The 23284-nt window shown below is 45.3% G+C and carries 14 protein-coding genes and 2 riboswitches; all 14 genes read left to right on the forward strand.

Going from position 1 to position 23284, the window contains the following annotated elements; genetic code table 11:
* The first annotated feature begins 296 nt into the window (after positions 1 to 296).
* The 14 genes from CI595_RS15170 (at position 297) to CI595_RS15235 (ending at position 23265) form a co-directional block, all read left to right on the forward strand.
* On the forward strand, positions 297 to 1589 hold the full coding sequence (locus CI595_RS15170; RefSeq protein WP_095174479.1) for a UDP-N-acetylglucosamine 1-carboxyvinyltransferase: 1293 nt from the start codon (positions 297 to 299) through the stop codon (positions 1587 to 1589).
* Between the two features lie 152 nt (positions 1590 to 1741).
* The gene (locus CI595_RS15175) at positions 1742 to 2581 is read left to right on the forward strand and encodes a helix-turn-helix domain-containing protein (protein WP_095174480.1); all 840 of its coding nucleotides are present in this window, start codon (positions 1742 to 1744) and stop codon (positions 2579 to 2581) included.
* 71 nt (positions 2582 to 2652) lie between these two features.
* The gene (locus CI595_RS15180) at positions 2653 to 3465 is read left to right on the forward strand and encodes a leucine-rich repeat domain-containing protein (RefSeq protein WP_095174481.1); all 813 of its coding nucleotides are present in this window, start codon (positions 2653 to 2655) and stop codon (positions 3463 to 3465) included.
* 611 nt (positions 3466 to 4076) lie between these two features.
* A riboswitch (cobalamin riboswitch) is annotated at positions 4077 to 4263 on the forward strand.
* A 147-nt stretch (positions 4264 to 4410) separates the two neighbouring features.
* Complete coding sequence (locus CI595_RS15185; protein ID WP_095174482.1) at positions 4411 to 4935, forward strand: hypothetical protein; 525 nt, start codon at positions 4411 to 4413, stop codon at positions 4933 to 4935.
* A gap of 78 nt (positions 4936 to 5013) precedes the next feature.
* On the forward strand, positions 5014 to 10254 hold the full coding sequence (locus tag CI595_RS15190) for an AAA family ATPase (RefSeq protein WP_095174483.1): 5241 nt from the start codon (positions 5014 to 5016) through the stop codon (positions 10252 to 10254).
* A gap of 15 nt (positions 10255 to 10269) precedes the next feature.
* Positions 10270 to 14322, forward strand: a complete 4053-nt coding sequence (locus tag CI595_RS15195) for an Ig-like domain-containing protein (RefSeq protein ID WP_095174484.1) — start codon at positions 10270 to 10272, stop codon at positions 14320 to 14322.
* A 64-nt stretch (positions 14323 to 14386) separates the two neighbouring features.
* Complete coding sequence (locus tag CI595_RS15200) at positions 14387 to 15604, forward strand: DUF4430 domain-containing protein (RefSeq protein WP_095174485.1); 1218 nt, start codon at positions 14387 to 14389, stop codon at positions 15602 to 15604.
* Positions 15597 to 16643: an energy-coupling factor transporter transmembrane component T gene (locus tag CI595_RS15205; protein WP_095174486.1), complete on the forward strand. Its 1047-nt coding sequence runs from the start codon at positions 15597 to 15599 to the stop codon at positions 16641 to 16643. Before CI595_RS15200 ends, CI595_RS15205 begins: the two co-directional genes overlap by 8 nt.
* A gap of 19 nt (positions 16644 to 16662) precedes the next feature.
* Positions 16663 to 18450, forward strand: coding sequence for an ABC transporter ATP-binding protein (locus tag CI595_RS15210; protein ID WP_187144035.1), 1788 nt, complete (start codon positions 16663 to 16665; stop codon positions 18448 to 18450).
* The gene (locus tag CI595_RS15215; RefSeq protein WP_095174488.1) at positions 18437 to 19303 is read left to right on the forward strand and encodes an ECF transporter S component; all 867 of its coding nucleotides are present in this window, start codon (positions 18437 to 18439) and stop codon (positions 19301 to 19303) included. The genes CI595_RS15210 and CI595_RS15215 overlap by 14 nt, the downstream gene beginning before the upstream one ends.
* Positions 19304 to 19306: 3 nt before the next feature.
* A complete protein-coding gene (gene srtB, locus CI595_RS15220) occupies positions 19307 to 20134 on the forward strand; it encodes a class B sortase (RefSeq protein WP_095174489.1) in 828 nt (275 codons plus the stop codon).
* Between the two features lie 34 nt (positions 20135 to 20168).
* On the forward strand, positions 20169 to 21266 hold the full coding sequence (locus tag CI595_RS15225) for an adenosylcobinamide amidohydrolase (RefSeq protein WP_095174490.1): 1098 nt from the start codon (positions 20169 to 20171) through the stop codon (positions 21264 to 21266).
* Between the two features lie 419 nt (positions 21267 to 21685).
* A riboswitch (cobalamin riboswitch) is annotated at positions 21686 to 21867 on the forward strand.
* A 414-nt stretch (positions 21868 to 22281) separates the two neighbouring features.
* Positions 22282 to 22833: a DUF2284 domain-containing protein gene (locus CI595_RS15230; RefSeq protein ID WP_162291887.1), complete on the forward strand. Its 552-nt coding sequence runs from the start codon at positions 22282 to 22284 to the stop codon at positions 22831 to 22833.
* A 63-nt stretch (positions 22834 to 22896) separates the two neighbouring features.
* Positions 22897 to 23265 (forward strand): YkvA family protein, encoded by a 369-nt coding sequence (locus CI595_RS15235; protein WP_095174492.1) that lies wholly within the window; start codon positions 22897 to 22899, stop codon positions 23263 to 23265.
* The last annotated feature ends 19 nt before the right edge of the window (positions 23266 to 23284 follow it).

A 23284-nucleotide genomic window follows, 5' to 3' on the forward strand; every position in this document is an offset into this window, starting at 1 on the left:
GTCGTAGACTATCTTAGCAGGAAGACAAATAAATTACCTGCCGGGAAGTCTGTCTTTTATTCGGGAAGAGATAAAGTAAATGTTACTATTCAGCAGGTCTGCGCATTTACTGCACTGACCGTAAGAAAACGTTCAGCAGCCGGGTAAAGGTCCTATCGCCAAAGGCGGTTCTGCACGGATCATAGCCCGTAACTGTGAAGGTACTGAACAGTTACATGTAAATTTGAAGACGAGATTATGTTTTCTGGTACCGAGTATACCGGCGGGGAGCATAAATAAAATATAGAGGTGTGAATATGGAACAATATGTTATCAAAGGCGGTAACCCGTTAGTCGGCGAAGTAGAGATCGGCGGCGCGAAGAATGCGGCACTGGCCATCCTTGCGGCGGCAATCATGACGGACGAAATGGTTTACATCGAGAATTTACCGGACGTACGTGACATCAATGTTTTATTAGAGGCAATCAGGGAGATCGGCGCATCTGTTGAGCGGGTCAGCCCCACAGAGGTGAAGATCACAGGTTCCACCATAGCCAACATCAGTGTGGAATATGAATATATCAAGAAGATCAGAGCGTCCTACTATCTGCTGGGCGCATTACTGGGAAAATACAAGACAGCGGAAGTTCCTCTTCCCGGAGGCTGTAACATCGGAAGCAGGCCCATTGACCAGCATCTGAAGGGTTTCCGGGCTCTTGGTGCGTCTGTTGATATTCTGCACGGCGCAGTTGTAGCCAAAGCGGAGAAGCTGACAGGAAAGCATATCTTCCTGGACATGGTATCTGTGGGCGCAACCATCAATATCATGATGGCAGCAGCCATGGCAGACGGCAATACCACCATTGAGAACGCGGCCAGAGAGCCTCACGTGGTGGATGTAGCCAACTTTTTGAACAGTATGGGTGCCAACATCAAAGGCGCCGGTACGGATGTTATCCGTATTAAAGGCGTGGAGAAGCTTCACGGCACCAGTTATTCCATCATCCCGGATCAGATTGAGGCGGGTACTTTCATGTGCGCAGCAGCAGCGACCATGGGGGATATCATGGTGAAGAACGTGATTCCCAAGCATCTGGAGGCTACCACTGCCAAGTTAGAAGAGATTGGATGTGAGGTGGAGGAGTTTGACGACGCTGTCCGCGTTGTGGCTTCCAAACGCCTGAAACGCACCCATGTTAAGACTATGCCTTATCCCGGCTATCCCACTGACATGCAGCCCCAGTTTACAGTGGCACTGACCCTGGCGGAGGGGACAAGCATTGTAACAGAGTCCATTTTTGAGAACCGTTTTAAATATGCGGATGAGCTGTCCCGAATGGGGGCCAATATCAAGGTGGAGAGTAATACAGCTATTATAGATGGGGTACAGAAGCTGACCGGTGCAAGGGTGAGTGCGCCCGATCTGCGTGCAGGAGCAGCTCTTGTTATTGCAGGGTTGGCAGCGGATGGCCTTACTATTGTGGATGATATTGTTTATATCCAGAGGGGATATGAGCGCTTTGAAGAGAAATTAAGAAATCTGGGAGCCGAGATCGAGAAGGTGTCCAGTGAGAAGGAAATACAGAAATTCCAGCTCCGTGTAGGCTGATAACAAATGAAAAATATGGGATGCCGTGCAGCACGTGCGACATCCTATTTTTGTCGTAATTTGTCGAAAAAGCTTACAGATATTCCAGCCTGGGCTTGCCGTTTTGGGGAAAAGATACGGTTGTGAAGAGCCGTTTGGGAGTGAGGGTACATATGAAAAAGCTTACGGAAGACAAGATACTGGCATATATAGAGGCCCATTTGGGGATGGAGTACAGGCAGGAAGATTTTGCGGAAGCGTTTGGATACTCCATAGACCATTTCCGTCATTTGTTCCGCATGTATTATGATACGCCTCTGGGTGAATATATCCGGAGAAGACGGCTTTTACAGGCAGCGAAAAGGATAGGGGACGGGGGGCAGATCGTAGATATTGCACCGCTGTATGGTTTCGAGACTGCAGCAGGATTTGCCAAAGCATTTAAAAAGGAGTTTGGGTTTCCTGCCAGTGAGCTGAAAAAGCAGGATAATATAAGGCTGGACGTACTGCCGGAACCGGAGTATGACAGAAATAAGATCCGTATTTCATTCCTGGATACCCCACAGATCCGGGTGGTGGGCAAATCCGTGATTCCGGAGGGCGGAGCAGATACAGACCTGCTGGAGGAAGTGGCCTATTGGCTGGACCATGAATTTCCTGAGACGGACCCTGCCGTTCTTGCCGAAATGGAGACTTTTAAGGATGATCACATAGCCATGTGGTACCATCCTCCGGACAGTCAGGAGATAACATACCTGATGGGACCTGTTGTGAAAAAAGTGACCTGCGTACCCCTGGGATTTATACCGGTGACCATGCCGGGGCGGCATTACGCTGTATTTGAGACAAAGCAGGATTCCGACAAAAAAGAGCTGGCAGAGACAGTTAGATATCTCTGCAAATACATATTTAACAAATGGGTGCCTGCAAATGATGTGATCGTGGACAGGATGGGATTTACATTTGAGAGATACCATGGAAATAAGGTGTCTGTCTATCTTCCTTTAAGATAACCAATTTGGACAATTAAAAACCGCCCGCTCTATGTTATAATGTCACATATGCAAAGCAGGAGTGAAAGATAATGGAATACAGTGTACTGGAACGAAAAACTGCCATTCAGGCGGCGGAGGAAGACATGAGGATACCCGTATGCTACCAGGAGCTGGGGGTAAATGTTCTCAAAAATAATATAAAAATAAAGCATATAGAGCTTTCTGCTGTCCGGGTTGTGGGCACAGAGGCATTTTATAACTGTACGGCTCTCAGGTATGCAGAGCTGCCAAGAGTAGGTATGATCAGGAAGAATGCATTTGGCAACTGCAGCAATCTGAGGGAGATAAAGCTGCCCAAAACATTGAGGGAACTGGGCAAGGGGGTCTTTAGCGGGTGTAAGCGGCTGGAGTGCGCCCTGTTTGACCCGCTGGGGAGCTGCCGGGTACTCCCGGCCATGACATTTGCAAACTGTCGGGCACTTAAGGAGGTTACGCTTCCGGAGATGCTGTGGACCATCGGGGAGCAGGCTTTCTATAAATGTGAGTCACTGGAATCCATAGAATTCCCCAAGCGGCTTCACAGGATAGAGGACCAGGCATTTTATCAGTGCGGATTTAAGGCCATCCATTTTCCGGAACATCTGGAATACATCGGCGAAAGTGCATTTCTCAAATGCAAAAAGCTGGAATATGTGTTTATACCACCTTCTGTACAGAAAATCGGCAAGTGGGCGTTTCACGGATGTAATAATCTGAAGGTGCTGGAGATTCGCCACGATCCAAGAGAGATTGGGGAATGGCTGACCAATAAGAACTGTATCATTCGCTGCCCCCGGGGAAGCAAAATGGAATCTTATGCAGCCCGGTATGGTGTTCAGGTAGAGTATACGGGGAATGATTGATGGACTGCATGTCTGCCGGCGCCGCATGATTATACGGTCAGCGCAGTAAATGTACAGACCTGCCTGAACTGTTACACAATATGTTACCGCTCATAGTATACTAAAAAGGTAATTCTGTGCACAGTAACACGCTTTGGGATGCACAGTTCTCCTTTAGGGTACAAAATGAAATGAATTGCATTTTGGCGCTGGCCAACTCGGGATTCTGCTACGCATCGCGCAGCATCCCTTTGGGAAAACGCCTCCCGGTACAGTGGCCTGTGAACAGCAACCACAATATTTACAAAGTATGAAAAAATCCTACGGATATATTGACAAAATATACCAAATGAGATAGAATAAAGCCATGTTGAGAATACAGAAAAAAGATTACAGTTTATTTTGATAATTAATTGTCAAAATAATAATGGGAAATCCGGTGAAATTCCGGAACAGATGAAAATCTGCTGTATACAAAGTCAGTACCCGCTGTTGACCTGTTTAATACAAGGGAGCAGTCCGGGTATGTCTATCATGAATGAAGGACGTCTTCCTGTATAGTGAGGGGAGGCGTTTTATTTTTTTATAGAAAGTGTGTGGCATTACATTTGTACACTTTCTGTATCTATTAAAAATACATATAACTTCTGTGGTCAGGGTTTAATACCCTGTTTAAAGGAATCCGGTGAGAATCCGGGCAGAACATCCCTGCTGTGAGGGGGACGAAAGAAGCACTTATGCCACTGGGAAACTTCCTGGGAAGGCGCTTTTAGTAGGACGAACCCAAGTCAGAATACAAACATGGAAGCGGAAATTATATTTTGCAGTGTCCGAAGGCATGACGGACGTGTATTTTTTGTGCCATTTTTTAAAAACTTAATAGATTATGACAAGGCGGGGGCCCAGTCTTGTTATGATAGATACTGCCGGAAGGCAAAACAAAAAATATCATAAGGAGGAAACAAAATGAAAAAAGGTATGAAACGGTTTTTAGGTATTGTATTGGCAATGGTGATGGTGCTGTCGATGAGCATCAGTGCATTTGCGGCTGATACCGATGTTTCGGTAACGGTAACATTGAACGCAGTAGCGGACGGTACGCATCCTGCTCTGTCTGGAAAAACCACAGTTTATGTGGCACCTGGAACAGATGTTGAGACAATTGTAAAAGAAGCTTTACCAAAATTAAATCTTAATATTACCCAGGGATACTGGAAGGTGGTGCCGGATTGGCAGGATCCAACAATCACATATAATGCAATAGATGGACTGTATATTGGCGGAACTGGGGAATCGAACCTGTTTTATCAGGGGGCAGCTTACGAATCAGACGCAGCATACTATGGTGTTGGCTGGACATATTCTGGTGAAGATGGAAAGACACCTTTGAATGAAAATAATTATATGAGCCAGAATACTATTAACAATGATGGTTCCAGCGTTAAACTCAGCTATGCTAACTATTATTATCCAAAAACAGCTTCTAAATAAAAAGCTATTTTAGAGGACAGGGCGGTATTTTTATACCGTCCTGTTTTTGGATGAACGAATATATTCTGGAGGAAGATTATGAAAAAAATATTAAAAATTTTAAGTTTTATATTTTTAATATCACTGTTTGGATTTGATGTGACCAATGTATGGGCTGCACATGCTGCAGAAGATAAAGGCCTGATACAAATGAGTATAAAAATAGGAAATCAAGAGATTGAATTACAGCCATCTGAGGATAATTCAAGTATATATGTAGGTGATGGAGGTTTTCAGCGATTTTCCGGCGGGGATAAGGTAATCATAGAAGGTATTCTTACAGATTCTGAGAATAAAGTTTCTGAGGTATTTAGTTCGTTAGATATTTATAATGAAGCCGGTACTATGTTTCATAGTTCAGATAAAACAATAGAAAATAAAGTGGTGGATGGCAAGACTCATTTTACCATAACGTATTCTAATATTATGAGTAATAGCCAGATGTACTTTGGAACAGCAATAGTGGGCGCATTTTATTTTGATATTAAAACGGAGAGCCAGGACGGGAAGGAAAATGAATATATTGCTGTATTAGATGATAAGCAGACATCTTTTGATGAAAATTCCGGGTTTCCCATATTAGTTGAATATGTAGGTGTGAATAATAATGAGACAGGAGAGATCCTGTCAGGGGACACAGAGATGATAAACACCTCTGACAGTAAATATCATTATGCCGTAATACCGGACAATGTGAATGATTTTTCTATAGTGGTTAACAGACAGCAAAACAAAATGGAGACGATAAATTTTAGTGCCATTACAAAAAGTTGTTTTTATTGGATGGGTATAGGAAATAACTATATCTCTGTAAACGGCAGTTCATTTCAGCGGTTTGATGTGAATAGCAATATTTATCAGGGAAAGTATAGCAGTCCGGCAATACAGGCACATAAAGGATTGAATGTAGTCAATCTGTCATTTATGATAGGCGTACCGCCTATAGGCATGGATATAGATTGGAGCACAATGCCTCCGGTAATGAAAATCCTGGATACAGACATTAACATACCCGGGTTAGACAAATCAGATAATTTAAAAGAGAGATATGTACTTAATATACCTTACATCTTTTATTGGGATGGGGAGGAGACGGAAACAGTACAAAGCAGTGATACAAGTATATCTGAAATAAAACCGGTATCTTTTCCGGAAAATTATGTATTTCCCATAGAATATAAGGCAGCCTTAGATAAGGATACGGGTGATTATATTCTCAATATTCCTAAAACGTCAAAAAATAATAAGCTGCTTTTAGGTATCCTTCCTTCATCTGCCGGAGCACAGGTAAATGTCATTGGCAATGAGAAGAGCGAAGGCGGATATTTTGACGACGGTAAGGGGGAATGCGGTAATTACTATGGGATTAATTTAGAGGACCCCAGTATTGAAACAGATGAGAATGAAAATAAAATAATTAAAGTTGAAGTTACGGCGCCGGATGGAAAAAGCAAAGAGACACATAAAATAAGGGTAATGCGTAAATCAAGTGAATGTGTATTAAATTCTCTGGCTATAAAGGGCGGTTCTGTGGATTCCCTGGATGAACAACTAAAAAGCGGAGAAAAAAGCTTTATACTTGAACTTGATTCTGACGATGGTCCGCTGACATTTGAAGATATACAAATATCAGATAATGCCTCTTGTACCGTAAATGGAGAGGAGATAGAAGGCAGCGCGGTAACGGTAAATGCAGATGATATCACCCGGCTGGAAGTCACTGCAGAAGATGGATTAAATTCAACATTATATATTTTCCTTCACCAAAAGCAGGATGGCACACTTCCATATTATTCTATATCAGATGAAACAAAATCTCTGGCAAAAGATATACTGGAAGGCTGGTATGACCGCCCGGAAAAGGATAAAAAGAATTTGGCTGGTTCCTGGCCCATATTTATGGCAAGTGCAACAGCTACAGAGGAAAATAATAATTTAGATGGTGCGGCTGTTAATGATGTGAACAAAAATACATATAATCAGCCAACGGATTATGCCAGGACAATTCTCCAGTTGATCATAACGGGTGAAAATCCCTATAATTATAACGATGATAAGGGAAATAATCTGGTTGAACATTTGGAAAAGAACTGGACGGGGCCTTATGCAAATACAATATGGGCATTAATGGGACTGAGAGCAGCAGGCGCCAATATACCGGATGGATTGGTAAATGATGTAGTGGGACTGGCTGCCTCAGATACCTTTGATCTGGACATGCGTGCATGGGCATTGGGGGCTGTGGCAGATTTGGTGTCCCCGACAAAGCTGGCATCGCTGGTAGAAGGATTCCGTTCGACACTGATTACCGAGGGAGACGAAGCCGGAATGTTTTACAACTTCTGGTATAAGTATGCGAATACCATATCTCACGGATGTGTACTTGAAGGAATGGCAGCAGCAGGAATAGATATTGAAAAAGTTTTTGCAGTAAGCGATACAATTACACCATTAAAGGCGCTCCAGAGATATCAGTTGGAGGATGGATCTTTTTGGTATGATATAAGCCAGACGCAGTCCATGTGGGCAAAGGATGCAATCATAGGGCTGGGAGATACCATGCATGGCGATAATGTATGGAAAAGATATGTACTGACCATTGACAAATATAATACTCTGATAGATATTGGTTCGGATTGCTATGGCGAGGATGGAAGCAGTATAAAAGATGAACAAAAACGAGAAGCATTAAATATGGCCCTCAAAAGTGCAGCAGATGCTATAAACCAAAATCCGGACAATACACAGGGATTGGGAAGTTATTATTATGCATTGTATGAAGCTATCGCAGATATAGATCACACATTGGTAGGACAGCCTCAGGTAAGGGTCTGCACCTACGATGAATCTGTGCAGATAGATGCCGTGATCGAATCTATCAGCAAGCTGGAAGACTTAAATACCATAACAAAAGAAGCTGTTCAGGAAGCCGGAAATGCATATGCCTCCCTTGGCGGTGATGATGCAGAATTGAAGGCAAAACTTCAGGGTTATGTCACGAACCGGGATATTTTGAAAAAGGCAGAAGCTTATCTGGGTTTCTCCGGTTTGGTGGATGCGATTGGAGAAATAACACTGGAAAGCGGTCAGTCCATCCAGGAGGCAGAAAGTGCGTACAACACTTTAGATGCCGCTTTCAAAGAAGAACAGGCATTTATGGACAAGTACCAAATACTGATGGACAGCAGAAAGGTTTATGATGTAATGTCTGCTATTGCAGAACTGCCAGCCGAGATCACGCTGAATGACGCAGACACCGTGGAGCGCATCCGTACTTCTTATGATGCAATGACAGATGATTTGAGATCAAAGGTTAATAACGCATCCGCTCTTGTACAGGCAGAAAAAACAATAAAAGACCTGAAAGCAGTTAAGAGTGTGGAAGATATGATCACTGCACTGCCTGCTCCCGATGACATAACAGCGGAACAGGAAGCTGCGATTCTGGAGGCATACAGTAATTACAATTTGCTTACATCTGACCAAAAAGCAATGGTAAATCCGGAATTGTCAGAGAAACTGGAGACCGTCTATACCGCACTTGACCAGGCAAAGAAAGATGCGGCAGCCGTAAAAGAGGTTATTGATAACATTGCGAAGCTGGAAAACTTGGATGACGTTACACTGGAGGATCAGGAGTTTGTGAGAAATGTGCGCAGTTTGTATGATAAGTTATCTTCAGACGATCTTCGGGCACAGGTAAGCAATTATGATCTCCTTGTGGAGGCCGAGAAGAAATTGGAGACACTGGCGAAAGATAATCTCCTGAGCAAAATCGAAAATCTTCCATTGCCGGAGGAGCTGGAAGGGACAAAACCGGACGGCTCCGATATCCAGGTTACGGAGGAGACCCTGCAAGCAATTGCTGATGCAGTCAGTACATATCAGCAGATGGATGCTGCACAGCAGAAAATATTTGAAAATGAAAATCCCGATGCATATGAAAAATTAATGGCATTAAATATGATTGCAGAGCAGTATGAGGGATATGTGGCAGAAGTTCTGGCACCCATTGTTTCCCGGATTGGGGCTTTTGAACTTCCGGTTACAAAATATAACCTGGGAGAGGCCGGAGATCTGCTTACAAAATATGAGGCAAACGAAGAAGCACAAACGTATCTTGACAGTATAGTCTGGGACGACGGTACAAAACTTGCTGACAAAATGGCTGTTATAAAAGAGCAGATCAACCGGGTAAATGAGGACCTTACCCAGGCGGCGGCGGTGGATGCCATGATTGAAAAACTGCCGTCTGAAGTGACAGCCGATAATCTTGATGATGTGAAGACAGCACTGATAGAGATTGATAAAGCTTATGAAGCCCTGAGTGAGCAGGCAAAAGAATATGTAAATAATATTGGCACATGGGAAACTGCGGAAGCGCTGGTACAGAATTATGAAAAAGCAGCGGCTAATGCAGAAAACGTACTTAAAATGATAGCGGATGCTGTGGATGAGGATGCATACGAGCTTACATCTGAAGAAATCATCACAGCACTAAAAAAAGCGCAGGATGCATACGATGCTCTGACTCCGGCTGAGCAGGCACTTATACCAAGTGATGCCCTAGAGAATATGGAGGCCCTGAAGAGTAAAATATCTCAGGTTAAGACAAAGGCATCTTCAGAGAATGGTCTTGCCACGTTTAAAGGGAACATTCCGTGGGATGTAATCCTCGATGTGGAATCTGTGGCACAGTCCGACAGCGCCTACACAACTCTCAGCGGAAAGTTGGATACAGATAAGAAAGCTTCTGTAATGAAAGTGTTTGAAATAAGAGCATACCGAGTGCTTGCCGATGGAACGAAAGAAGATTTCACTTTAAACGGAGGATTGACCTTTGTTGTGCACACAGGGACTGATCTTACCGGTAAGACCATAGTGCTTGCACACCTGTTGGAAGATGGCACCGTAGAATATCTGGACTGCAAGGCAGATGGTAATGACTTGACATTTACAGTTAAAAGTCTGTCAGCATTTGCAGTGGGAGAAGTTAAATCATCGTCTGAAACAGACAATGGTGATGACAACAAAAATAACAATACGGATGGTAGCGGAAACGGCAGCAATTCGGGAACCGGAAATAAAACAACCTCAGGAAATGCAAACAATAATGCATCCGGAAGCGGAAATAAATCAACCACCACAGGCGGAAGCACCGGTGTGCCCAAGACGGGGGATATGCTGGCTTATTATATGGATGCCATGAGCCTTCTGGTATTGGCAGGCGGCTGTATCCTTCTGGCATGCCTGAAAAAAAAGAGAGAAAACAACAGATAAGAAAAGAGGAAGCGTATGAACAGAAGGAAAATGACATTTAAAAGAATATGGGCTTTCCTGATGGCATGCTTCTTTGGTCTGGGACTGGCGCTGGGTACTCCGGCGCCGGTCATGGCCCGGGATGCTTCCAATTCCGTGGTTTTGTCTGTAGAGCGTTTTGCTTTGGGCAAAGGCTGGGTGACGGTGCCGGACGTGGTGCCGCTGCAGAGCGGTGACACGGTGTCCACACTTCTGGAACGGTATATGGAAGGCCAGGGATACCCCTGTATTGTAACGAAGGACAGCTCTTATGGCTGGTATCTGGAGGGTATTTCCGACGCTGACGGGGATGGACTGCCCCTGAGAGTTCCCCAAGTTATTAAAGACAAGGCAAAGAAGGATGGATATAAGCTGGATGACAGCTTAGTAAATGAATATAAGCCCAACCTTACCGAGTTTTCATATTCAGACGAGAATGCAGGTACCACAACATCTGGATGGATGTATTCCGTTAATGAAACGTTTCCAGGATATAGTATGAATGGCTACAAACTGCAGGCGGGAGACGTTGTGCGGATACAGTTCAGCTTATATGGAACCGGACTTGATATAGAAGGAACAAATGCCTATGGTTCCATTTACAAGAAGGCAGATAAGTCAGAACTGCTGAAAAAAATTGCATATATTAATCAGGATACAGACTCCTGGCTTCAAGGAGAGGAGGAGAAAGAGGCATATAAAACAGCGCTGACAGTAATGCAGAAACTGAATGCTTCCCAGAGTGAAGTGGACAGTGCGCTTAAAAATCTTCCTCAGACACAGACGGTATGGCCGGAAAGGGTGGTTCTCTCCAGTAATGATCTGACTTTGTATGACAATGACCCGGCAGTGCAGCTTACAGCGGATATATATCCGGAGGAGACTTTATTTAAGAAGGTTGTATGGAGTACTTCTGACGAATCCATAGCCAGTGTTGATAACAAAGGCAACGTTACACCTCATACACCCGGGGAAACAGACATAACGGCAACCACACAAAACGGAGTAAGCGCCTCATGTAAAGTCACGGTTACAGCCAGGCCATTTACAGCGATCGCGTTGGATAAGACAGCATTGTTTTTTGAGGCGGAACAGACTTATCAGCTTAACGTGACGGGCACACCGTCCAATGCCACAGAGGCGCTCTGTCTGGAATGGAGCAGCAGTGATGATAATGTGGCTGTGGTTTCACAGGAAGGACTGGTGACAGCGGTTTCCACAGGAAATGCAGTCATCACGGTTGTAAAATCGGGAACGCAGATAGCTGCATCCTGTCAGGTGACGGTGGGAAATGCTATGGAGATGGCAGAGGCGGCAGCGGCTCTTGTTGAGGCACTTCCGAAGGCCGGGGATTTAACGATTCAGGATGCCGCTCAGGTGGCGGAGGCGTTTGGCGCATTTCAGTCATTATCGGAAGAGGCAAAGTCTTATCTCGAACACCGGACAGAACTGGAACAAAAGCTGGACCGATGTGTAACTATGATGGGGACACTTCAGGAAAAATATGCAAATGTATATACCGCCGAAGGTCTTATAGGGCAGATCCCATCCCTGTCTGCCTTGAACATGGACAGCAGAAAATCAGTGGAGGATGCACAGGCTGCATATGCGGGGCTGAAGGCGGAGGAGAAGGCTTTGATAGATACTTCTCTCAAAAATAAACTGGACAGCGCTGTGAAAAGAATGAGAGAGCTGGAGGCACAAGTTCATACAGTGAACAGTATCCTGGCATCTCTGCCCGGAAATTTGACGCTGGATGAAGCCGCCCTGATCAGGGAGGCTGCAGAAGAGTATCATATGCTGGACGATGCTCAGAAGGGGCAGCTTTTTGAAGGGGCAGAGGATCAGCTGACATGGGCACTTTCTGCCTTGTCCCGGCTCATCACGGATGCCGCGCAGATCATGGATATCACTACTGAAGTGGATCTGGAATCGGCTGAGACGGAAAACTTTCTCAAAGCTGCAGACGTCTATGATGAATGTAAAGACTTGCTGTCAATAGAAGAGAGTACAGCAGAAAAGATCGGGGAAGTTAAAAACCGGATAGGGAGCAGCATACATAGCCATAATGGCGTAAATGCAGACAGCTACTGGTATATAAAAACAAATGCCGAAATAACCAAGGATACACAGAAAGCAGAAAAAGCAATCAGCAAAAAATATAAAAACGCTGAAAAACCCCAGGTAGCATGGAATTTGTCCTATACAGATATCAGGGACGGAAAAAGCTATGAACAGGAAAAAAATATCACACTGACTTTTACGGTAAATAAGCTGTCTTCCATGGAAAATCCTATACTGTTCTCTTATCAGAATGGAAATTTGAAGAAATGTAAAGCGGAGATCAATAGCAGGAAGGATACAATTTCCACCAAGGTAAAAGCAAGCGGACTGTATTTAGTGGTTGACGTTCCGATTCCGCTTACCGGTTTAAGTCTTGAAAATCAGATCCAGATCACAAAAGGAAACAGTAAGACATTAAATCCTGAAAAGATCCCATCTGATGCCACCAGTAAGGTGGATTATGAGTGGAAAAGTTCAGATCCTTCTATTGTGGCTGTTGACGGCAATGGTGTGATCACAGCTAAAAAGGAAGGAACAGCTGCCGTATCCGCATCTGTGAAAGATAAGTCATCTGTTAAGGCAACTGTAAAGGTTAAGGTTATAACAAAGGCAAATGCCTTGTCCCGGCCATTGGCGGAAGTGCTTTCAGAGACACAAGAATATGTTCTCAAGGTAGATAAGAGTCCAACAATCGGAAGTGAATGGTATGTTATTGCCCTTGCCCGCAACGGATCAAATTTGGATGACAGTTACTTTTCTACATATTATAACCATCTGGCAAATTATATTGTTGAAAAGAAAGGGAAACTTACAGATACAAAAAAATATTCTGAGTACAGTAAAACAATATTGACAGTGACCGCTATAGGAAAGGACGCCAGAGATGTTGCAGGATATAATCTGTTAGAGTATCTTGCTGATTTCGATAAGGTAACATCACAGGGCCGTAATGGTCCCATATGGGCTTTGATCGCACTTAACTGCCATCCGGATTATACCATTCCGGAGGTGAGCGGAATCTCTAACCGGACAACGGAGCAGAAGCTGATAGATTATATCGTGGATGCGCAGGTAAAGGATGGCGGGTGGACGCTGACCGGCAAAATAGCTGACTCAGATATGACGGGTATGGCTCTGCAGGCTTTGGCACCCTATTATAAGAAGGATGGATATGACAAGGTGACAAAAGCGATTGATAAAGCACTGGACAATCTTGGCAGTATGCAGCTATCCAGCGGTGGATTTGCAACCATGAATGTGGAAACCTCTGAATCGGGAGCTCAGATCCTTACAGCGCTTAGTGCATTGGGTATTGATCCTCAGACAGACCCCAGGTTTATAAAGAATGGAAAGTGGATTGTTGAAAATATGATCTCATACCATATAAAGGACAGCGGATTTATGCATGTAAAGGCCGGAGCAGAAAATAACGGAGGTGCTGAACCGGGGACTGTGGATGGACTGGCAACAGGGCAGGGGTTCTATTCTTTGGTAGCTTACCGGCGCTTTCTGGATAAAAAGACCAGCCTTTACGATATGTCAGATTTGGTTGTAGAGCCTGGCGGGACCGGTGACGGCAAGGGAACAGGTCTGCAGGAGGAGGTATCATCAGAATCCGGTTCTGTAAGCTCAAAGCAGACGGGAGGCACCCAGTCCTCAACCAGTAAAACAGCAGACGGAAGCGGAAAGAAAAAAGCGGACAGTGGCAGCACAGCCAAGAAGAAGACCGAGGGAAGTGATTCCAAAAAGGGTAAGGAAGAGGTACCCTGGAGTTTTAACGGAGATACTTACGAGCCCGAAACTGGCAGTGATGCGGGAACGACAGCAGCTCATGGTGCAGCAGAAGCCGCCGCCGGCGCCGGCGGAAGTGAGAGCAGACAAGGATTGGCCAAGGTATTTAACAAAAATACATTGCCTTATATACTCTGTATAGCTTGCGGTGCCTCATTGATCGGTGTTTGTGTGTACTTCAAGAAAAAAAATTAGCATGAAAAGGGAGAAAATGTCTGTAGGCACTCTCCCTTTCGGTGCTGTGTTGGAGGCAGAATAAATGAGAAGAAGAAATAAAATATTCCCGATCCTTTTACTGGCTTTGGCAGTACTGGTCAACGGAGGCTGCAGCCAAAAAATAAATAGCAGCCAGATTACACAGCTTGAAAAGAGCGATACCGTAGAAAAAAAAGATAAAACCGTTAAGGGTCTTGAAAAAATAAATCAAATACCGGATGACGGTATTATTACGGCTGCCCAAATAGAGACAATATCAGGTGAAGACGGAACATTCCAATTTTCCGGAAAAGATAGAGATAAAGGTATTACTTACATATGGACCTATGAAGGCAAGCAGATAAAAAATCCGGATGAACAAAACTTAAAGATCGCATTCCCTGATGATGAAACAGAGGAGGTAAAGAAGGCGGGGGGGAATGCCCCATACGGACTGGGTATTACACTGGAAAAAATGAACTTGGTGGCACCTGCATCCCTGAATCTTACCTTGAATGAAAAATGGGATGCAGATACAGCGATTCTCTGCAAATATGTGGATGGCAAAGCAAAGAAAATCTGCGATGTTGAGATAGAAACAAGCTCAGGAGTCGGAGATAAGGAGCTGACCGTGCTCTCTTTTAAGGCATTAGAAGTGGGAGACACTTATTATGTACTTGCCGGTAAGAGTAAAGAGGATAACGTTTCAAATAAAACTTCTGATGACAAAACAGATAATGGGGAGGACAAAGACAAGACCAAAGGTACTGATAAAAATAATACGACCGCAGAGAATAAGATAAATGGATCGGGACAGACAACAGAAAACCCGAGTGGTGAAACACCTGATGAAAACACGGATAACCAGGGAACATCTCATACATGCATCATATCAATTGAGTGTTCAACCATTTTAAACAACTGGGACAACCTTGAAACATCAAAGGCGGATTTTGTGCCTTCCGACGGCTGGATCCTATATTCGTCCCAGGTGGAGTACTCTCCGGGTGAGACAGTATATGATGTACTCTACAGGGTATGTAAAGATACTTCAATTCAAATGAGTGCAAAGTATACACCAGCCTACGGCTCCTATTATGTAGAAGGGATCAACCAGCTCTATGAATTTGACTGCGGTGAACTGTCAGGCTGGATGTACAGTGTAAACGGCTGGTATCCCAACTACGGCTGTTCCCAGTATGAGGTAAGTGACAATGATGTGATAGAATGGCGCTACACCTGCGACCTGGGACGTGATGTGGGGGATCAGTATTATGAATAAGCGGGCGGATGCGTTCTCCTCCTGTCATCCTGCAGTGAATTTCTTTTATTTTATCACGGTGCTTTTTGTCACCATGTTTCTCAGCCATCCTGTACTGCTGGGCATTTCTTTTTTCGGTGCTACCCTGTATGCGCTGCGCCTGAAAGGATGGAAAACGCTGGTGAAATTCAACCTGACTTTTACGCTGCCGGCAATGATCATTGTGGCATTTATCAATCCTGCATTTAACCACTATGGAGTTACCACGCTTTTTTACCTGAAAACAGGGCCGGTGACACTGGAGGCCATTGTATATGGTATTGTGCTGTCCTCCATGCTGTTTATAGCCATCCTGTGGTTCACCTGTTATAACGAGGTGATGACAACGGATAAATTTGTATATCTGTTCGGACGGGTCATCCCTGCGCTTTCGCTGGTACTGTCCATGGTATTCCGCTTTGTGCCCAAATTCAGTGCCCATCTTAAAGTGATACGCAATGGACAGAAATGTGTGGGACGGGATATGAGCAATGGCAGGCTGCTTCAAAAAATCCGCTATGGCATCACCACATTGTCTATTCTTATAACATGGGCGCTGGAAAATGCCATTGACACCTCTGATTCCATGAGGGCCAGGGGATATGGGCTGAAGGGCCGCTCTGCTTTCTCCATCTATTATTTTGACAGGAGGGATACCTTCATTACGGGATTCCTGGGCGGCCTGATGGGAGTTAGTTTTCTGGGATTTTACATAGGCTTCTCTTTTGCACAGTATGACCCGGTGATTAAAATTGGCGGGATACCTCTGACACCCTGGAGTGTCATTACATACCTGGCGTGGGCTCTTTTCTGCAGTTTTCCTGTACTTTTGGGAGTGTGGGAAGATGTACGGTTTAAAAGGCTGGAGAAGAAGATGTGTCTGGACAGAAATATTCCCTGGTACATGAAAGAGGAGGAGAAGACAAAACGGTCTGCATTTTCCAATGAGGAAGTGACATTTGAAGAATATATGTACGGCGAAAAAGAAATGCAGGGAGGATTTGACTGTGAATTGCATTGAGATAGAAAAGTTCAGTTTTATGTATCCCCAGCAGGAGGAACCCGCGCTTGCCGGGGTAAATATGGAAGTTGAGGAAGGAAGCTTTGTGGTTCTGTGCGGGAAAAGCGGATGTGGGAAAAGTACGCTGTTAAGGCAGTTGAAAACAGTTCTTGCCTCCCATGGGAGGAAAAGCGGCAGTATGCGGTACTTTGGCACAGAGCTGGAGCATGTGGATGAGAGAATCCAAAGCGCTGAGATTGGCTATGTACTGCAGAACCCGGATAATCAGATCGTTACGGACAAGGTATGGCACGAACTGGCTTTTGGTCTGGAGAGCCTTGGATATGACAGCGCCACGATCCGGCTGAGGGTGGCTGAGATGGCGTCTTATTTCGGTATTCAGGCCTGGTTTTTGCGAAACGTAAGTGAACTTTCCGGAGGTCAGAAGCAGCTTCTGAACCTGGCTTCTGTTATGGCAATGCATCCCAAGCTTTTAATCTTGGATGAACCCACATCCCAGTTGGACCCTATAGCAGCTTCGGATTTTCTTGAGACTGTGAGGAAGATAAACCGGGATGTGGGAACCACGGTTATTCTGACGGAGCACCGCCTGGAGGATGTCATCCCCTGGGCGGATAAGGTGTATGTCATGGACAACGGCAGCATGATCGCAGACGGTACCCCCTCAGAGATTGGCAGCAGGCTGAAAGAGCTGGGACATGATATGTTCCTCTCCATGCCCACACCTATGCAGGTGTATGCGGGTACAGATAGCAGGCAGGAATGTCCGCTGACCGTACGGCAGGGAAGAAAGTGGCTGGAACAGGAATTGGGAAAAAATACAGCCAGGGCATCAGAGGGAAGAGACAGATCCGGTGCTTCCGATGGCAGAGATGCGGACAGGCAGAGATGCGGACAGGCAGAAATGGGGATAGGCAGAGATGCGGACAGGCACAAATCCGGGAAGAAGGTATATACATCAGCAGGCCGGGACATACCGGAGATACGCCTTCGGGATATCTGGTTTAGGTATGAGCGGGAACTTCCGGATGTTGTGAAAGGATTATCCCTGGATGTAAGAAAGGGTGAAATCTTTGCGTTGGTGGGAGGAAACGGAACGGGAAAAAGCACCACCATGAATTTGATCGCCCGTATACGGTATCCCTACAGAGGCAAAATCTGGCTGGAAGGAAAAAATATAGAGAAATATACTGACAATGAACTGTATCACGGTTTTCTCGGTGTCATGCCACAGAATCCGCAGAGCCTTTTTGTGAAGAAAACGGTGCGTGCCGATTTATATGAACTGCTGGATGGGGAGAGGGAGAGAAAAAGTGATGCTTTTCCCATAGAGATGAAAAAAAGGGAGGCTATAGAAGGAATTGTAACCCTGACCAAATTGGAACACCTACTGGAACGCCACCCCTATGACCTGAGCGGAGGGGAGCAGCAGAGGCTGGCCCTTGCAAAAGTGCTGCTCCTGCGCCCTAAGATCCTCCTCATGGATGAGCCTACCAAGGGGATTGACAATCATTATAAGAAGGAATTAGGTGAGATACTGAAAAAGCTCACACAGCATGGGGTCACTATCCTTCTGATTTCTCATGATGTAGAGTTCTGTGCCCGGTATGCGGACCGGGTGGGTCTGTTTTTTGAGGGAAATGTGGTTACGGATAAGCCTGCAAAAGAATTTTTTGCGGGAAACAATTTTTACACAACAGCAGCGAACCGCATGGCACGGCAGTTTTTCCCTGAAGCTGTGACAGTGGAGGACGTGGCTGCCGGAATCAGGGATTGTATCGGGGGGAGACAAGATGCTTCAGGATGAAAAACTTGACCGTTTTCTGGATGCTTTTCTGGACGGAAAAAGCGACGGAGCGGTGGATACGGATTTTTGGGAGGATACAGGGGAAGAGGAACCTGCCAGATATAACTTGTTGGAATACACGGATTTGCTGACAGCTCCCAAAAACAAGGGAAAGCTGCCGCAAAGAACCCTAACTGCTATACTTTTGATCATACTGCTGATCCCGCTTACCATATGGATCGGTATATATTTCTTTGAGGACAGGAAGTATCTTGTTGTGAGTCTTGTGATCGTGGTCTATTCCATGATACCGTTTTTTATGACATTTGAGAGCAGAAAGCCGCAGGCAAGAGAAATGCTGATCTTAGCGGTCCTGTCGGCAATAGCGGTGGCAGGCAGGGCGGCATTTTTCATGGTCCCCGGTTTTAAGCCCGTCATGGCGGTGGTGATCATTTCAGCCGTGTGCTTTGGTGCAGAGTCCGGGTTTCTGGTAGGGGCAGTTTCCATGCTGGCTTCTAATATGCTGTTTGGGCAGGGACCGTGGACGCCGTGGCAGATGTTTGCCATGGGTATTATCGGATTTTTGGCAGGTATTTTGTTTCAGAAAGGATGGCTCAAGGCAAGGAAGATATCTCTTTGCATCTATGGTTTTTGGGCGGCACTTTTCATATACGGCGGGATCATGAATCCCGCATCCCTTATTATGACGTCTTATGCCCTGACTAAGAGGAACCTTCTGGCGATTTACATGTCCGGGTTGCCGGTGGATATGGTGCATGGAGCGGCAACCGTTCTGTTTCTCCTGATAGCAAGTAAGCCCATGATTGAAAAACTGGAGAGAATCAAAACAAAATATGGTCTGATCGAGGAGTAGGATATGGCAGAAGAAGAGAAAAAACCGGAGGAAAATACGGCGGCAGAGGAAAGAACAGACACTGCCGGGAAAAAAAAGAAAAACAGGATATTAAATGTGGTCATTCTGGGTGCAGCCTGTATCATCCTGTATGGCATTTTTAATATGGTATCCCTGCAGAAGCAGTATGAGCGGGCAGGTGAGGAGTACCAACAGGTGCAGAAGACAGCCGGTATGGATGGGAATGAAGACAAGCCCGCCCCTGAAACCGGTGATGAGGCCGGGGTGCCTGATGTACAGGTGGATCTAAAGGCATTGCAGAAGGAGAACCCGGATACGGTGGGATGGCTGTATTATCCGGTACTGGGAATCAATTATCCTGTTATGCAGGACAGTGACAATTCCTATTATATCAAGCACACCTTCTCAGGGGACAAAAACGCAGTGGGGAGTATTTTTCTGGATGCGTATGGAAATAAGGATCTTAAGGATGATAATACTTTTATTTACGGCCATAACATGAAGGACGGCTCCATGTTCGGAAACATGAAGAAGATACGTGACGAGGGAATCGTGAAGAACAATCCCTGCTTCTGGATTTATACAGAAGACGGGTGGAAGGAGTATCAGATTTTTTCCTATCACGATGCAAATGCAACCAAGAAGGATATGGCTTTTCAAATCAAATTTGAAAACGCGCAGGCGTTCCGGCAGTTTCTTCAGACAGTCATAGACGCATCGGAAGAAAAACTGGACGTGCCGGTGACGACTTCTGATAAGATAGTCACCCTGGCAACCTGTACCAGTGACGCCTCAGTCAGACTGGTGGTGCACGGCGTACAAAAGAAGTAGAGGCCATTGTAACTACCCGGAGGTGTATAAGAATATGGATATAAATAAACCCCAGAAAGAACAGACGCTGCCCGGAAGTAAGGATACTCTTCTGGAAGGTGAAAGCTATATTGCCGTCAGGTTCAACGGAAGAAAAAAGGTACTCAGCTCTGCTCCTCATAACGGCGGGATGCGCACGGATCTGACTGCTGTCTATAATTTTGACGGTAAGCAGGAAGGAAATAAAGAAATCTCTCTGCGGGGCGGGACCTATGAGAGCCACATGCAGTATGTGTCAAAAGAAATCATCGGCCTTGATCCGGACACCTCTGCCGGTATCATGACTGCGGCAAGTATGCGGAATGCAGTTTTTCTATCAGAGAGCTTTTGCAGCCTTACGGTAACAGCCATAGTCACAGGCGGTATTGAAGTAAACGGGGCGCGGGCAGGAGATCCCACTGAGTGGTGTGAGGAGAGGGGATACTGGGAAAAAGTTTCATCCAAAACGTTGGGAACCATCAATATTATGCTGTTCATCCATGCCGATTTGGCAGATGGCGCACTTGCAAAGGCATTGATCACCTGTACAGAGGCAAAGGCGGCGGCAATCCAGGAGTTGTGTATTTCCAGCAGATACTCATGGGGGATTGCCACCGGGTCCGGTACGGATGGTGTGATCTTGGTATCAGATATGGATGCCTCCCTTCATCTGACGGAGACAGGGAGCTACAGCAAGGCAGGAGAACTGATTGGACGGGTTGTGAAAAGGGCTGTGAAAGAGGCTCTCTTCAGGCAGAGCGGCGTTGGCGCTTCCGTACAGCATGACGCGCTTAGGCGTCTGGGAAGGTTTGGACTGACAGAGGATGTGCTGACCAGCCGTATCATGAGACTGGATGATCATATACAGGAACAGGAGGCTGTTGAGAAAGTCCATAAATGGAAAAGAAGCAGCAGCGGCGTATTATGGGCTGTTTTAGAAGCGTGTCTGCTGGAACAGAGGCATTGGGGACTTTTGGATTGGGAGGAAACAGAAAGAGGAAGAAAAAAATGCCTGGAAATCTTACAGCAAGAGGATGAGCATAATTACCCCGAGATTGCAGAGGCGGTCAGAGGATGGCAGAAAGATATGGACAGCGTACCAGGCAAAGAGTAACGCACGGCTGGTTTTAAAGCAACAGCAGATCATGTTCGGGGCACTTCATAACTTATGCAGCAGCAAGTACTGCATTTTAAGGTATAGGAAGGGACACGGAAGAATATATTATTCTGAGAAATTAAAAGTATCAAGTAACTAGTACAGCGTTGCATAAGTTCCAGTGATATAGCACCCGCTATTTACGCCAGTGCCGCGTTGCCGAAGCTAGTCGTAGGAACCGCTACGCCGTCGCTTCGGCGCCTTGCACTGACGAAAATATCAGGCACTCTATCACCGAAACTTACGCAATGCTGTACTAGATGAAAATGCAGTAAAACAAAGAAAAACGCTGAAAACGTGCGATTTAAAGAGAAATAGTTGACATTCAGTCGGCAGTATGCTAATGTATATGTGTGTATAAATTCCATATCAGCTTACCAAGTGCACCAGGGTTATGTTTTGCCCTCTTTTAAAGAATCCTGGTGAAAAGGGAATCAGGTGTAAGTCCTGGACGATCCGGTCACTGTGAACAGGGAGCGAAGCGCAAAGATCCATTGTATAAGAGATTATATGAGAAGGAGCGTTAAGTGCAGATCTGTGAGTCAGGAAACCTGCTTGGATAAGTAAAAGGTTGATACTTCCGACGAAAGTTTTCCATCCATTATGATATTTGATATGGAATGCCTGCTTAGAACGTGAACGAAACAGGAACCTGTGTGAGGAATTTATGCATCCAAAAAAGCAGGAGGGTCAGTGGAGACGAATTTGTTTCTATATATTCCTCCGCACCCCAAATGTATAGAGCTTGGTCTAACAAATTCGCCCACGGGCCTCCTGCAGGTAAAAAAATAGTGTGTGAAGCTGCTGTAGGATATCTGTCTGACAGCAGCTTTATTTTTGCATCAGAAAAAATCCCCGCGGAGATGCAGGGGGAGCCGTAGATGGCCGAGTCTCTGCACGGGGAGTGAAAATGTCCGCGCTCTTTAGCTGGAGCCCGGCAGACAAAAGGGTTATAGAAGGGAGAATCAGTAATATGCGGGAAGAGGATATGATTGCAGCAGCTGAGGAAGCGGGGTTTGCAAAAGCGGCCGTGATGAGTACAGAGGATTTGGAATTTGAACATGAATTTCGTATGTTTTGTGAGCAGAATGAATGTGGGAACTATGGAAATAATTATGGATGTCCTCCCTACTGCGGAACTCCCGAGGAAATGGAGAACCGGGTCATGCAGTATAAAAAAGCAGTGGTTTTCCAGTCCAGAACACCGGTAAATAATATATTTGATGATGCTGAGACAAAACAAATTAAAAAAATACATACCAGGATGACGCTCCGTACTGTGGAAGCGCTGAGAAAGAACGGCCTGGATGATAACGGCATGTATGTTATGTGCGGACCGTGCAATATGTGTGAGGAATGTAAGATGCCGGCAGGAGAGCCATGTGTCCAGGAGCAGAAAAGATTCTCCTGCCTGTCCGCCTACTGCATAGACGCAGCTAAAATGGCAAAGCACTGTAACATGGATATGCAGTGGAATGGAGATATCGTTTCCTTTTTCAGTATCTACCTTTATGATAAAAAGTGAATTGGGGAACCAAAAGAAATCCGGATAAGGTCATGAGATTGGATGTAACGGAGGCAGAAGCCTATGGACTTAAAAGAAAGGGCAAAAAAATTAAAGTCTGATATACCGGCAGTCTTTTTAGCATTGAAAGATAAAGACACACCTGTTTTGGCAAAACTGGCGGCTGGTATCACTTTGGGTTATGCGCTCTCTCCAATTGATCTTATACCGGACTTCATACCGGTTCTTGGATATTTGGATGATGTGATCTTGCTGCCTGCAATGATAGTATTAACCGTTAAACTGATACCCAGGGAGGTATGGCAGCGGAGCTGTACCCGGTCCGCAGAAATGTGGAAGGACGGAAAGCCGAAGCGCTGGTATTTTGCAATCCCTATCGTTATGATATGGCTGTTGCTCCTATGGATGATCGTAAGAGCCATATGGTTTTAAAAGGAACTTTACAGCAGAA

Source organism: Blautia hominis (genome assembly GCA_002270465.1).
Lineage (GTDB): Bacteria > Bacillota > Clostridia > Lachnospirales > Lachnospiraceae > Blautia > Blautia hominis.

Coding starts and splice junctions, on each gene's coding strand:
- CI595_RS15170 (WP_095174479.1), top strand. CDS start 297: ATGGAACAATATGTTATCAAAGGCGGTAACCCGTTAGTCGGCGAAGTA.
- CI595_RS15175 (WP_095174480.1), top strand. CDS start 1,742: ATGAAAAAGCTTACGGAAGACAAGATACTGGCATATATAGAGGCCCAT.
- CI595_RS15180 (WP_095174481.1), top strand. CDS start 2,653: ATGGAATACAGTGTACTGGAACGAAAAACTGCCATTCAGGCGGCGGAG.
- CI595_RS15185 (WP_095174482.1), top strand. CDS start 4,411: ATGAAAAAAGGTATGAAACGGTTTTTAGGTATTGTATTGGCAATGGTG.
- CI595_RS15190 (WP_095174483.1), top strand. CDS start 5,014: ATGAAAAAAATATTAAAAATTTTAAGTTTTATATTTTTAATATCACTG.
- CI595_RS15195 (WP_095174484.1), top strand. CDS start 10,270: ATGAACAGAAGGAAAATGACATTTAAAAGAATATGGGCTTTCCTGATG.
- CI595_RS15200 (WP_095174485.1), top strand. CDS start 14,387: ATGAGAAGAAGAAATAAAATATTCCCGATCCTTTTACTGGCTTTGGCA.
- CI595_RS15205 (WP_095174486.1), top strand. CDS start 15,597: ATGAATAAGCGGGCGGATGCGTTCTCCTCCTGTCATCCTGCAGTGAAT.
- CI595_RS15210 (WP_187144035.1), top strand. CDS start 16,663: ATGTATCCCCAGCAGGAGGAACCCGCGCTTGCCGGGGTAAATATGGAA.
- CI595_RS15215 (WP_095174488.1), top strand. CDS start 18,437: ATGCTTCAGGATGAAAAACTTGACCGTTTTCTGGATGCTTTTCTGGAC.
- srtB (WP_095174489.1), top strand. CDS start 19,307: ATGGCAGAAGAAGAGAAAAAACCGGAGGAAAATACGGCGGCAGAGGAA.
- CI595_RS15225 (WP_095174490.1), top strand. CDS start 20,169: ATGGATATAAATAAACCCCAGAAAGAACAGACGCTGCCCGGAAGTAAG.
- CI595_RS15230 (WP_162291887.1), top strand. CDS start 22,282: ATGCGGGAAGAGGATATGATTGCAGCAGCTGAGGAAGCGGGGTTTGCA.
- CI595_RS15235 (WP_095174492.1), top strand. CDS start 22,897: ATGGACTTAAAAGAAAGGGCAAAAAAATTAAAGTCTGATATACCGGCA.